Below are 12,605 nucleotides of genomic sequence, written 5' to 3'. Positions count from 1 at the left end.
GTGCATCTTTCGGAGAAAGCATTCGGTTTTGTTTCAGTGGGTTTTCGATGATGACCTTGAGAGCTCCACGAATACCGATCAGGTTTGGAAGCAGGTATGCCCCACCCCAACCTGGAAGCAGTCCTAGAAATACTTCCGGCAGAGCAATAGCGGGAGCTGCCTTGTTCACGGTTCGGTAGTTGGCGTTTAGGGCAATCTCCAAACCCCCACCGAGAGCAAGTCCGTTTATGAAAACAAAAGTTGGCACCGGAAAGCTACCTAACTTTCCTAATGCAAAGTGCCCGAGCTCAACAAATAATCTTCCGGCTCTAGACGAGCTCAAGTTGCCAGCTTTGGAAAGGTCTGCCCCGGCTGCCAAGAAATAGGGCTTGCCAGTAATGGCAAGACCATGAATCTCTCCGTTTTTGGCACGCACCTCGAGTTGCTCAACTTTTTCTGAAAACTCTTTCAGAGTTAGTGGGCCAAGGGTTGAGGGCCTGGTGTGATCTTTGCCGTTATCCAAAGTCAGCAGGGCGAGAATTTTTCCTGAGGGAAGCCTCACATCCTGGACATAGGAATGGGTAATAACCTCATCCTGGTTCGCCCAGAGCTCCTCGAAGTGATCGAGTTTCATTACTTCTTTTTTCCGTCGAAGAACTCGTTTTCCCAGATGACAGTTCCGCCCATGCCAAGACCAATACACATGGTCGTAATGCCGTAGCGAACATCAGGCTGCATTTCGAACTGACGGGAAAGCTGGTTCATCAGACGAACACCGGAGGAAGCTAGTGGGTGACCAAATGCAATTGCTCCACCCCAGGCGTTAACTCTTTTATCGTCATCGGCAATCTTGAAGTGCTCAAGGAAAGAAAGCACCTGAACAGCGAAGGCTTCGTTGATCTCAAATAGACCGATGTCGTCAATCGAAAGTCCGGCTTTTTTCAGTGCCTTCTCGGTTGAAGGGATCGGACCGATACCCATGATCTCTGGCTCAACACCAGCAAAAGCAAATCCAACCATTCGCATGCGAGGCTTCAGGCCATACTGCTTTACTGCTGCATCCCCTGCGAGAAGTGAAACAGTTGCACCATCGGTCAATGGGGATGCGTTTCCAGCGGTGACTTTTCCGCTTGCTCTAAATGGGGTCTTCAGATCCTTCATGCCCTCAACTGTTGAGTCGGGTCGAAGGAGCTCATCACGATCAACAACCCTGACACCCTCTGCAGTTGTTGCAGAGATGGTCACTAGATCCTGCTGGATATAGCCATTCTCGTAGGCAGCGGCTGCGCGCTTCTGGCTTTGGACCGCAAATGCATCGGCGCGCTCTTTGGTTAGGACGGGGAACCGGTCGTGGATTTTTTCCGCGGTGTTGCCCATGTTTAGGGCTTCTGGATCAACCAGCTTTTCAGCTATAAACCTAGGGTTTGGGTCGGCCCCCTCGCCCATGGGGTGTTTACCCATGTGCTCAACGCCACCTGCCAAAACCACATCGTAAGCGCCAACGCCAATAGCCGATCCGGTCATGGTGACGGCAGTCATCGCCCCCGCACACATCCGGTCGATAGCAAAACCAGGAACAGAAAGCGGTAGGCCTGCAAGTAGGGTCGAGGTCCGACCGATGGTCAGTCCCTGGTCACCGGTCTGAGTGGTTGCAGCAATTGCAACATCATCAATTGATTCCTTCGGCAGGTTCGGGTGACGGTCAAGCAGTCCAATCATGGACTTAACGATTAGATCGTCTGCTCTGGTGTTCCAGTAGACTCCCTTTTCTCCGGCTTTTCCAAAGGGCGTGCGAACTCCATCGACAAAATAAGTGTTTTGCATTTTTTTACGCTTTCGCTTTCTTTAGGGTTTCGCGACGCTTGGATTCTGATCCGAATGCAAGATCTGATCTAATCAATCCTTCAGAAAGTCCAAAGGCATCAACTAGGTCAAGAGCGTGCGGCTTTAGTCTTCCCAAGAGTCTTCCATCAATGTACTCCGTGATGGCCTCCGCTCGCTGAGCGTTGAGGCGTCCATTCATCAGGTACCAGGCAAGGTTTTCTTCCAGCAGAGTAAAGCCAAAGAGGTCTCTCAGCCAAGTCATGACCTTTAGGGTCTCCGGGTTCTTGATCTTCTTCAGTGCCGAGGTGAATGCCTCCCACTGAATCAACTCACCGTGAGCCTTAGCGGCCATAATCAAATCGTTCTGGTGGCGGTTGAACATCCGCTCAGCCTCAACCGGGTCCTTCTTTCCGGAGTGCTTTAGTTCGTTAGCAAGCCTTGCGATCATAGTGTGGACGCGGTCGGTTAGCAGCTGGTGCTGGTGCTCTTCGTCTCGAACAAAACCAATCGACCTTGCGGTTGATCCGAAGTCAGTGAACTTCTGAGCAAGACCGCGGAGTCCTCCGCGGTTGAATGCAACATCGCCAACCTGCTCAACAACATACTGAGCCAGCGTTCCAAAATCAGGAGAAGCAAAAGCCTTCGAGTAATCAGAGAGTAGTCGCTTGGCAACCAGCTGAAGTAGAACGTTGTTGTCTCCTTCGAAGGTTGCGTAGACATCCAGATCGGCACGAAGACCAACCATGCGGTGCTCGGCCATAAAGCCCTGACCGCCACAGGCCTCACGAGAAATCTGAATGATGTCCAGTGCGTTCCAGGTTGATAAAGCCTTGGACGCAGCGGCAACCGTTTCCAAATCGGCACGGGTTGAATCGGTGTCGTTTCTTCCGCTGAACACTTCGTCAAACTGCTCGAGAAGTTCTAGGTGAGCGAATGCTTGAGCGTAGGTTCGGGCTAGTGCTGGAAGCAGTCTTCTCTGGTGGCGACCGTAGTCCATGAGGACGTGCTCTTCACCCGACTGGGAAGGGAACTGACGACGCTCATTCGCGTAGCGAATGGCGATGGTCAGTGCAATTTTTTGGGCATTAGTAACGCCACCGGTGATTGACACTCTTCCCTGAACCAAAGTTCCGAGCATGGTGAAAAATCTTCTTCCCTTGGACTCGATCGGGGATGAGTAGTTGCCGGCCTCGTCAACACTGCCGTAGTTGTTTAGCAGCCAGCGACGTGGGATTCGAACGTTGGTGAAGTGAAGTCTTCCGTTGTCGATTCCGTTGAGGCCTCCCTTGATACCGTCGTCGTCCCCGCCAACTCCCTCGAGGAAGTTACCGTTGTCATCGCGAAGTGGGACATAGAAAGCGTGAACGCCATGGTTTTCACCCTTGGTTATCAGCTGCGCAAAAACAACCGCCGCTTTGCCGTGAAGGGCGGCGTTACCGATGTAGTCCTTCCAGGCGTGACGTGAAGGGGTGTGAATTACAAACTCTTGTGTTGCCTCATCAAAGGTTGCTGTGGTTCCGATGTTTGCAACATCGGAGCCGTGACCGGTTTCGGTCATTGCAAAAGCGCCTGGAGTTTCGAGACTGATCACCTTAGGAAGAAGTTCCTTGTGGTGCTCGTCAGTTCCTAGATACAAGATTGCAGCACCAAAAAGTCCCCACTGAACTCCGTACTTGATCTGAAGCGAAGGGTCAGCAAAAACCAGCTCTTCAAAAACTGTTAGTGAGCCCCCGGGATCGGCGTTGCCGCCAACGACCTTCGGGAAACCGTAAGAGGTGGCGCCCTCGGAGACCAGCATCTTCAGCTGACTAAGGACGCGCTCTCTGTGCTCATGATGGCTCAGGCCAGGAATTTGCCACATCTCGGGCTTCTCGCAGATCTTCCGAGTGGCAAGGCGAATGTCTTTCCATTTGCCAAGCAGCATCTCGCCGACTTGTTCTACGTCCAGTTTTGGCAGGGTTTCGCTTTTCATGAAGCACTCCTTCGTGTTGACATGAGTCTATGCACCGCTAAATCACTGGGGAAGACGGGTCCCCAAAGTCTGTAACTAACTACAAGCTTCGGAATATGGCCGAATTGTTCTTTGTAGGTATCCTACAAAAAACTCATGCATATCTTGGAGAGCTAATTTCCCTCGAACTCGACCGGTTTCTTGGAGAGGTAGGACTCCATGGCACGCCTGGCATCGTTTGATGAGGCAAGGCGAGCAAGGCGCTTACCAACAAAGGCATCCTCAGCCACCTCATCAGCTAGCGCAGCCCTTGCCGAGGCAAGTGTTGCTTGGACCGCGAGCGGCGCCTGAGAAGCAATCTTGTTGGCAATCTCCAGCGCGCGCTCAAACTGTGAGCCCTTGGCAACAATCTCGTTCACAATCCCCAAGCGGTGTGCCTCCTTGGCATCAAACTTTTCACCGGTGAGCAAATACTTCATGGCGTTTGACCAACCGGCCGATCTTGGCATGCGCTTGGACGCACCGCCGAAGGGAAGTATTCCTCGAGAGACCTCTAGCTGAGCAAATACCGCATCCTCAGATGCGACTACCACCTCGCTATTTAGCGCAAGCTCGACGCCGAGTGTGAAGCAGGTTCCCTGGATTGCAACAACTATCGGCTTAGAGCAAGACTTTGTCTGGATCCCCCAGGGATCCAGTCCGCCTTCTGGAACTAGAGAAAGCCCACTGGCATTTAGCCTCGGCGCAACATCGGCCAAGTCAAGACCCGCTGTGAAGTGGTCGCCAACCGCATGGACCAAACCAACTCTTAGCTTTGGGTCGGCATCAAGCTGGCCGTAGGCGAGAGAGAGTTGCTCGAGTAGTTCCATGTCCGCTGCATTGAATTTGTCGGCACGGTTGAGCCCTATAAGAAGTACATGGCCCTTTTTTTCAACAAGTATTTTTTTCTCGCCCATACTTTTTACTCTAGCGGGGAAGATGGGCCTCGATGAGCGCAATGATCTCTGGGTTGTCTGGCTTTACCGGGGGGCGGAAGCGGTGAATGTCTCCGTTAGGTAAGACTAGAAACTTCTCAAAGTTCCAGGCCACCGGGCCTGCAAGTCCAACTCCGTCCTTGGTTTTGGTTAGCTCTTTGTATAGATCGTGTGCGTTCTTACCGTTCACCTTTACCTTCTCGGTCATTGGAAATGTAACACCCCAAGTCGTCGAGCAATACTCGGCAATCTTTTCTGATTTACCCAGCTCCTGAAGGAACTGGTTTGATGGAACTCCTAAAACGGTAAAGCCCCGATCTGAGTACTTTTTGTGCATGGCCTCCAGCGCCTCATACTGAGGAGCTAGCCCGCAACGCGAGGCTACGTTCACCACCAGTACCACTTTGTCGGCGAAGTCATCGAAGCTGGCTTTGGAGCCATCCAGCATGGTCAGCTCTAGGTTTTTGATTGTCATATCCTGATTCTAAGTCTCTAAACGGTAGATTTATCTAGCTACCCAAAGCTTCACCAAGGAAAAAGGTCCTTTTTGCATATCGCACTGTTCATGGATCAGCACCCACATTCGCTGGGTGGGGTTCAAACATCAGTAATGCTTCAGAAGAAGTATCTAAACCGCAACGGCGTTGAGGTAACCATATTCGCTCCCAAATCTAAGAGAGCAGTTGCCGACCCAAGTATCAAGGTCATACCTTCTAGCTACCCAACCATTGGTCGAGAGTATTCGGTTGTTTGGTCACTTCGAAAAGCTGCCAAGTTCTGCCAAAAGCAATACGAGTCAGAGAAGTATGACCTGGTTCACCTGCAGGGGGACTTTGCAGCTGCTAGTCTCGCGATCGAGCTGGCCAAGTCTCGAAACCTGCCCCTTGTTTACACCGCACACACCAACATTGACGTGATGGCCAACAAGCTGGTTGGTAAACCAATGAAGATACTTTTTCTCAGATTCTTCACCTGGCAGCACGCCACCTTCTTGAAGATCCCCAATCGACCGAGGGTTAATGACGCTTTCGAATACATGGAATTTATTCACCGCAACATGGAAAAGGTCATCGCCCCATCAAGACACTTCGCAGAACTTCTCAGAAAAAGAGGGGTTGCGGACAGCAGCGAGGTCATCATCACGGGAGTTGATGATGACTTGGTTCAAGATGTCAAAAGAACAGCTCCAACACCCCAAAAGCCAGTCCACTTTGTCTGGGCCGGAAGAATGCAGCCGGAAAAAAGAATCCTTCAAACCATCGAGGCTTTCGCCAAGGCCAAAACCAACGCCACCTTGAGCATCTATGGCTTTGGCCCGCTGGAGCGAGCCGCTAAGAACCTGGTTCGGGCGAGGGTTCTCACCAAGCGCATCAAGTTCTATGGAAAGCTCCCACACCGAGAAATCCTTCAGGTTTTTGCTGACGCCGATGTGTTGATGCAAACCAGTATTGATTTTGAAACTCAAGGGCTAACCGTTTATGAAGCTGCTGCGGTTGGAACACCCGCTCTGCTTTGTGATCCAAAAATTGCAGCCGAGATGCCGGCGGGTACCAGCTGGGTTGATGACACCGGCACCATAGGTGGGCTTGCAAAAACCATCAAGCTAGCCAACAAGCAAATCTCCGAGGGTGATACCAAGAGACAAACCCTGGCGGATAACAAGTGGTTATACCAATCTCAGATCAGCCAAAGAACAATTGCTCTCTATAAGCAAATGATTGCCGATCACGCAAAGTGATATCTGTAGTTCAATTACTTTCTAGTTAAGTGTTTCAACGTAGGTCAAAATCGCCTTCGCCTTGGTGGCGGCTGACTCAATTAGTGGAGCTACGGTGACAAGAAGCAGCGGGTCATCCATCAAAGATTCCGGATCCCACTGACTGAAGTTCTCGCCCATGGCAACCATCGAGTTTCCGAAATCCTCCATGAGGTACTCGTAAGTTTCATCCCCACAATCCGAAGCGGTTAGCAAGCGCTCTCCGATAACCAGGTATCTGGGCCCCGACTCTCGAACGGTTCCAATGGCGTTGGCAAGTTCCCCGAGATCCTCGGTCAAAGACGCATATCCAATGGCACCAGTGGTGGTTTGAACCAAGGCATCGGCTTCGTTGACAACCGTGAGTGTGTTGGCTCGATCAATTTCAGAAACCGAGCCGCTCAGGCAGAAGGGGTCCTTAGACCTATCTTCCTCTGCTGTTAGGGCGGCGATTGTGTTGTTGACAAAGTTAACACCGGTATTTATCCAGGTGTTGCCTCCGAAGATTACGTTGCCCAGCAAAGAAACAATTGCGAAAGTTCCAACAAACCAAACCCAGGTTGGCAAGCCCTTAGCCTTCTTCTTAGGTTCGACTGGCTTTGCCGGGATTGGTTCTGGGGTTTGCTCGGGCGGGGTTTGCTCGCTCATTATTTTTCTTCTCTCACTGTCTTGGAACAGTCTAATAAAGCTGCGGTTGGGAATCGTCTCTTGGGTAAGGCTTTCTTGATTACGGGTCCCTTAACGGAGTTTGCCCACAATCACCGCCGGTGGTTGTGGGCAAAGCCACTCTGGAAGTTTCCTTCTAGCGACCCGCCATCTGATCGGCGGTTAGAGTTCCACCGTTTTCAGCTGCCAACTCAAAGGCTGGAAGGTGTGAATCTAGCGATGCGCTTCTTAGGTTTCCAAGCACCTTGAGTAGATTCGAATTGGTGGTTCTTGCAATTAGATTGTCGTATAGCTCGACGTTTAGAACTTCACCCTCTGCCCAAGCCTCGGCCGCAGTTGTCAGATCTGCTTATCGCCCTTCTAAAAGTCGCGACGGTCGCAACAACTACTATGAACTGAACAAAGACGCACCCCTTGGACACACCACCAGCCAAGGCAAAACAGTTGACCAACTAATCGCTACCCTCAGCGAGTTGGGTCAAGGGTAGGGAAAATCACTCAGTTCACTAGAATGAAAATACAGGAATCGTTTTTCTACTGTTTGGGATTTCGAGTTGTCCGAGTGAACGGGAAATAAACAATGCTCTTAGAGGCAGCTATCACCAATGCCACCTCCGCACCGGTTCTAGCCTTTGTGCTTGGACTTCTAGCGGTAGCACTGAAATCCGACCTTCGACTTCCAGAAGCTCTCTACCAGGGTCTTTCTATTTACCTCCTTCTTGGAATTGGTATCAAAGGTGGTGTTGCTCTCTCGGAAGCAAACCTCCAAGAGGTTTGGCTACCAATTCTTGGAACACTCGGGCTTGGAATCTTGATTCCATTCATGGCCTTTTGGCTGGTTGGAAGACTAACCAAACTGGATGTTGTCAATAGGGGTGCTTTAGCAGCTCACTACGGATCTACATCTCTTGTGACCTTCGGTGCGGCAATTATCTTCCTTGAGTCCCAGCAAATTGAGTATGAGGGCTTTGTCACAACCTTGCTCGCGATCCTAGAAATCCCGGGCATCGTTGTTGGACTGATGCTTGCAAGTAGGGGCTTAGGTCGAGGTTTGAACTGGGGAGAATCCCTGAGGGAAATCATGACCTCGAAGTCCATCGTCTTGCTCGCCGGAGGATTGGTTCTTGGGCTTATCACCGGCTCAAGTGGCTACGAAAGAATCGAACCGTTCTTCGGAGGGCTCTTCACCGGAATCCTTGCCCTGTTCTTACTCGAGATGGGTATCGTCGCGGGAAGGCGTTTGCCGGATGTCAAAAAAGCGGGAATAGGTCTTGTGGCGTTTAGCCTCGGCTTCCCGCTGCTTGCCGGAACACTCGGTGTTGTTGTTGGATCTCTCACCGGCCTTAGCCTTGGTGGCTCTGTGGTGTTAGGTGTCCTAACGGCATCGGCCTCTTATATTGCAGCTCCTGCTGCAGTAAGACTGGCCCTGCCGGAAGCAAGCCCCGGTGTTTATCTGACGGCAGCTCTTGGAATAACATTCCCATTCAATTTGATTTTTGGTATTCCGATTATGTTTGCAGTTGGACAACTGGTTGAAGGGTTGGGATTTTGAAGTATTCAAATAGGAAACTAATCACTGTGGTTTGTGAAGCAGCCCTTGAGTCCAGACTAATTAGAGACTGCATGGCCCTCGGTGCCAAGGGATACACCATCACCGATGCCCACGGTGCAGGCCCAAGAAACCAAAGAAACGGTGATCTTGAAGGCGGCAACATCAAGATTGAAATAATCACCGACGAACCAACGATTCAAAAGTTGGTTGAAAAATTAGAGCAAGAGTATTTCCCACACTACGCCGTTAGCTGCTGGGTTAGCGACGTGCAGATTCTTAGAGAAGATCGCTACTAATTCATCTGGCCTTTAGATAGGCAACTATTGCGTTGGCGTGACCGTGACCCATTCCGTGCTCGGTCTTTAGAAAAGCCACCTGCTCCATATGTGGCTTCGCTTTGTGTTTGGCTAACTGCTTGAACCAGTAGTCCATCGGCTTTCCATACTTTTGCCCAATGGAAGGAAAATAGCTGGCTGGGCCTTTCACTTTTTCAGTCACTTTGGCTCCTTAGTTCGAGATGTCGTGGAAATCTTATTCGTCAAAAGAGCGTTTCGGGGATTGCTTCTATTGCCAAAGTTAGCTCAGGGCCGTCGCTTCTAATCGAATTCACTAGATCAGACACCGTCCAGTGTCTCAAGTGTGCATCTGGTGCAAAGCCTTCAAACAGCGCCCTCACCTTCTCAACATCCTGCAAGGAAGGGTCCATCCACGCCTCATAGCGGTCAGCTGGCAAGAACATCGGCATCCTGCTGTGAGCTTTAGCTAGATCTCCAACTGCTTCCCGGGTCAAAATGGCAACGCTGTCTCTGGTTTCACCTTCTGGAGTGACCCAGCGATCTCGAATTGCAGCGAAAGCAAGAAGTCTCCCATCATCTCTAGAAACATAGATGGGCTGCCTAGGTTTGTATTGACCTAACTCGCTTGCCCACTCGTAGTATCCAGTTGCAGGAACAAGGCATCTTGATGTTCGAAAAGCTTTCCTAAAGGTTGGTTTCTCGTGAACCGATTCCGATCTTGCGTTGATGGCGTTTGACTGGCTTTTTTGTGCTTCCGCGCTCGTCTTACTCCACGGGGCAATTAGACCCCAAGAGGCAATTTCAATGTTGTCGTTCTTAACTAAGTACACGTCCTGAGTTGGCTTAATGTTCCAACTTTTTGGCAGTTCCTGATCCGGCAGTGTCGATGATCCGAACTGCTCGGCGACGTCAGAGAGCATCGCATCCATCGAAATACGCCCACACATAATCCAAACCTGTTTCTTACTGCACTTAGTCCTGGTCTGGTTTCTTTGGTTGCACTGACCAAATCCATGCAGCGAGTCCGCCGACCAAAATAATCGCAGCTGCCAATATCACAAGTAAATCACTATCCCGATACGCGTCGTACAGGCTCACCACAACAAAGAACAGGCTTAGGTAGCCAAGGAGTATCCAGCGGTTTCGCATGGAGAAAGACTACTGGCTCGATGGTGAGAAGCGAAGGCTGGGATTGTCCCTGAAGCAATTGGCGCGACCTTTGAGCTATTTGCATCCGATTGGTATTTTCAGACTATAAACGCGTCTATTTGTCGCTCAGAAAAGTTCGTGGCGTGTCTACTAAAGGCTGACTCGCTGATCCGACTGCTCCCACTATTGGACTGAATTGGGTCAGTGCACAAAATGTGCCGTCTAGTTCTTTTTTCCACGAACCAATCGCACAAGAAAAGCCAAGCTTGAGATGACACCGATGATGATCGCCGCAATCAACGCGAAGTATCCCAGGGCAAGTGCTGAAAACTCCTCGATAAGCAAACCTTCCTCATTGACATACGATTCAGAAGAGCCATAGAAGGCGATTAGTAAAACACCGACCAAGAGCAGCACGCCGGAAGTCGGGAACCCAAGTTTTTTTACTAACCTCATAACCCGAGAATACTATTGGTGAGACAAGAAGACTGTTTCCCCACAAAACTAAAAGAGATCCTCGAATTTCTGGAGGGGGTCTTTTAGCTTTGGAGCCTATCGGGCCGCCCATTCGAATAAAACAATTAATTTCTCCGCTTCTGATTCCAAATCAGGCTGAGAATCAAATCATGCGCCTTACAGCTTCGGCAGGCACAAGCATCCGGTTTCACCAACACAAGGTCTTGTGAAGTAGGCCTAGGGTCGAGGGCGAACGGGGTGGATTATTCCGTTTAGTAACAGGGATATTGGTGTGTGTCGAACAAGAAGCTTATATGTCACCAGGCCAATTCCGAAGGTTAGCAAACTGGTAAGCAGAATGTTGACGCCAACGGCTACACCTGCGATGCTGAAAGTAATAAGAAAAAAGAACACGAAAGGCAAATGGATTAGATAAATCCAATAGCTCGCATCTGAAACAAACTTGAGTGCGCGATTCTGCTTTAGTGCGAATCTGAGAAACAGCCCAATGGCTGCGTAGGTTCCGGAAACAACGGCCGTGCTATAGACCCAGCCGCTTGCCGGAATTCCCCAATCTTGAATGACAAAGAAGGCGCCAAAGCTCACGAGAAAGACAGCCGTGAGAAGAATTGCTCTCTTCTTGAAGAAACTGAGCCAACGGTCCTGCTGAAAGTAAGCAATAGACCCGGAGATAAAAATCAAGAAGTACAGAATCAGCGGGCCGGGTTCAGCGATCAGCTGAGTACTGGTTGCCAAAGTTCCCTCTTTATCAAACACGCCGGGTATTAGGGGAAGAATGGCGATCAGCATCAGGGTAAATAGCGACGGCGAAATAGGTCTGGTAAGCAATAGCTGTAGTGGTTTGGCTAAAGTCCAAAGAACGACGCTAAAGATAACCAGAAAGTACAAAAACCATAGGTGGCCGAAGTCAACTGGTAGGACTTCAAATGTGCTTCGTTGCGTCAGCCATGCTCCCTGGCTGGTCCAGCTGTTGGCAAATGTCAGGGGAAGCCAAAAAATAACTAGTGGTAATGCTATTCGCATGAGCCTATGCTTCATGAATTTTAAGCGCCCTCGAGATTGAAGCAAGTAAGCGGCAAAGAAGCCCGCGATCACGAAGAAGGCGGGCATCCTGAAAGCATGTAGGAGCTGATAGGTGAATACAACAGTCAAGAACTCGCCAAGGCTCGCGGGTTCTTGGTAGAGGTATACAAATACCGAGGCGTGGAATATCACGCCAAGCAGGAGCAGCGTTGCCCGCGCGTTATCAAGACCTACTAGCCTGCTCACGTTTACACGATACTGGTCGGACTTAAGGAAGCGTTTTGTCTCTGGTCTCGCTTAGCCTGAGGTTCTAGGAAAAAAGAAAACCCCTCCCGAAGGAGGGGTTTTACTTGTGGAGACTAGGGGGGTCTATGTGCCCCGCCAAACCAATGGTTTAGGGCCTATGTTTTGTGAAATCAGACTATAAATCAGACTATTTTCAAGTGCTTCCATTTGAAGTTCGATACCTGTGTGTGAGCTGAGTGTTCCTCCCCATATTGGGAGTAGTCGCAAAAAATGTGCATAGACTCTCCTAATGACAAAAAGACGCCTCTTGACTCTAGTTGCCCTTTTGGCTGCAGTTTCGCTTGTTTTTGTTGGCGCTCAGTTATGGGCGCTCAGTCAATCTCGTCTAGGCGGATTTGACAGCCCCCTAAGTGTCCCCCCTATCGCTGAGTCGACTATGAAGGGCTCTGTTCGCACCTTTGACTTAAATTTGCAGGCTGGGTCCACGGAGTTTGAGGCTGGCAATCCAGTCGAAACTTGGGGCATCAATGGTGACTACCTCGCCCCTACCATCCGCGTGGCTGACGGGGAAGAAATAAAGATTAATGTAGGAAACGGCCTCCCGGAGGACACTACCTTGCATTGGCATGGGCTACACGTTCCCGCGATGATGGACGGTGGGCCGCACCAGCCCATCGAAATGGGCGCGACATGGAACCCACACTGGACTGTG

General features: G+C 50.4%; 15 protein-coding genes. 4 read left to right on the top strand and 11 right to left on the bottom strand.

From position 1 onward, the window contains the following. The 5 genes from WAO31_RS01565 to WAO31_RS01545 form a co-directional block, all read right to left on the bottom strand. Positions 1 to 613 (bottom strand): enoyl-CoA hydratase/isomerase family protein (locus WAO31_RS01565; RefSeq protein WP_509589383.1); only part of this gene is annotated, 613 nt, incomplete at its 3' end. Next, positions 613 to 1,803: a thiolase family protein gene (locus WAO31_RS01560; RefSeq protein ID WP_509589380.1), complete on the bottom strand. Its 1,191-nt coding sequence runs from the start codon at positions 1,801 to 1,803 to the stop codon at positions 613 to 615. The genes WAO31_RS01565 and WAO31_RS01560, both read right to left, overlap by 1 nt. Before the next feature lie 4 nt (positions 1,804 to 1,807). Continuing rightward, entirely contained in the window at positions 1,808 to 3,775 is a 1,968-nt protein-coding gene (locus WAO31_RS01555) for an acyl-CoA dehydrogenase family protein (RefSeq protein WP_509589378.1), read from the bottom strand. A gap of 152 nt (positions 3,776 to 3,927) precedes the next feature. Further along, positions 3,928 to 4,710 (bottom strand): crotonase/enoyl-CoA hydratase family protein, encoded by a 783-nt coding sequence (locus WAO31_RS01550; protein ID WP_509589375.1) that lies wholly within the window; start codon positions 4,708 to 4,710, stop codon positions 3,928 to 3,930. A gap of 10 nt (positions 4,711 to 4,720) precedes the next feature. Continuing rightward, on the bottom strand, positions 4,721 to 5,203 hold the full coding sequence (locus WAO31_RS01545) for a glutathione peroxidase (RefSeq protein ID WP_509589373.1): 483 nt from the start codon (positions 5,201 to 5,203) through the stop codon (positions 4,721 to 4,723). A 72-nt stretch (positions 5,204 to 5,275) separates the two neighbouring features. Here WAO31_RS01545 and WAO31_RS01540 point away from each other — a divergent pair, with 72 nt between their 5' ends. Further along, positions 5,276 to 6,466: a glycosyltransferase gene (locus WAO31_RS01540; RefSeq protein WP_509589370.1), complete on the top strand. Its 1,191-nt coding sequence runs from the start codon at positions 5,276 to 5,278 to the stop codon at positions 6,464 to 6,466. A 21-nt stretch (positions 6,467 to 6,487) separates the two neighbouring features. Here WAO31_RS01540 and WAO31_RS01535 read toward each other — a convergent pair whose 3' ends face one another. After that, positions 6,488 to 7,132: a hypothetical protein gene (locus tag WAO31_RS01535; RefSeq protein WP_509589367.1), complete on the bottom strand. Its 645-nt coding sequence runs from the start codon at positions 7,130 to 7,132 to the stop codon at positions 6,488 to 6,490. Positions 7,133 to 7,730: 598 nt separating this feature from the next. On the opposite strand from WAO31_RS01535, the gene WAO31_RS01530 reads away from it, so the two are divergent. Next, complete coding sequence (locus WAO31_RS01530) at positions 7,731 to 8,702, top strand: sodium-dependent bicarbonate transport family permease (RefSeq protein WP_509589365.1); 972 nt, start codon at positions 7,731 to 7,733, stop codon at positions 8,700 to 8,702. Next, positions 8,699 to 8,998, top strand: coding sequence for a P-II family nitrogen regulator (locus tag WAO31_RS01525; protein ID WP_509589363.1), 300 nt, complete (start codon positions 8,699 to 8,701; stop codon positions 8,996 to 8,998). Before WAO31_RS01530 ends, WAO31_RS01525 begins: the two co-directional genes overlap by 4 nt. Position 8,999: 1 nt before the next feature. Here the strand turns inward: WAO31_RS01525 and WAO31_RS01520 are convergent, their stop codons facing one another. The 5 genes from WAO31_RS01520 to WAO31_RS01500 form a co-directional block, all read right to left on the bottom strand. Beyond that, positions 9,000 to 9,200: a DUF4287 domain-containing protein gene (locus tag WAO31_RS01520; RefSeq protein WP_509589361.1), complete on the bottom strand. Its 201-nt coding sequence runs from the start codon at positions 9,198 to 9,200 to the stop codon at positions 9,000 to 9,002. Positions 9,201 to 9,240: 40 nt separating this feature from the next. Next, a complete protein-coding gene (locus WAO31_RS01515) occupies positions 9,241 to 9,945 on the bottom strand; it encodes an SOS response-associated peptidase (protein WP_509589359.1) in 705 nt (234 codons plus the stop codon). Between the two features lie 25 nt (positions 9,946 to 9,970). Further along, complete coding sequence (locus WAO31_RS01510; RefSeq protein ID WP_509589356.1) at positions 9,971 to 10,147, bottom strand: hypothetical protein; 177 nt, start codon at positions 10,145 to 10,147, stop codon at positions 9,971 to 9,973. Between the two features lie 222 nt (positions 10,148 to 10,369). Then, positions 10,370 to 10,603 carry a DUF3955 domain-containing protein gene (locus WAO31_RS01505; RefSeq protein WP_509589353.1) on the bottom strand — a complete coding sequence of 78 codons (234 nt, stop codon included), beginning with the start codon at positions 10,601 to 10,603 and terminating at the stop codon, positions 10,370 to 10,372. Positions 10,604 to 10,840: 237 nt separating this feature from the next. Then, the gene (locus WAO31_RS01500) at positions 10,841 to 11,893 is read right to left on the bottom strand and encodes an acyltransferase family protein (RefSeq protein WP_509589351.1); all 1,053 of its coding nucleotides are present in this window, start codon (positions 11,891 to 11,893) and stop codon (positions 10,841 to 10,843) included. Between the two features lie 289 nt (positions 11,894 to 12,182). Between WAO31_RS01500 and WAO31_RS01495 the strand changes: the two genes are divergently transcribed. Then, positions 12,183 to 12,605: multicopper oxidase domain-containing protein (locus WAO31_RS01495; RefSeq protein ID WP_509589348.1), on the top strand; the 423-nt coding region annotated here is incomplete at its 3' end.

The sequence above is a fragment of the Rhodoluna sp. genome, assembly GCF_049276775.1.
Classification (GTDB): domain Bacteria; phylum Actinomycetota; class Actinomycetes; order Actinomycetales; family Microbacteriaceae; genus Rhodoluna.
Note: the sequence above shows the minus strand (reverse complement) of the source record. Positions and strands in the feature narration are given on the sequence as shown.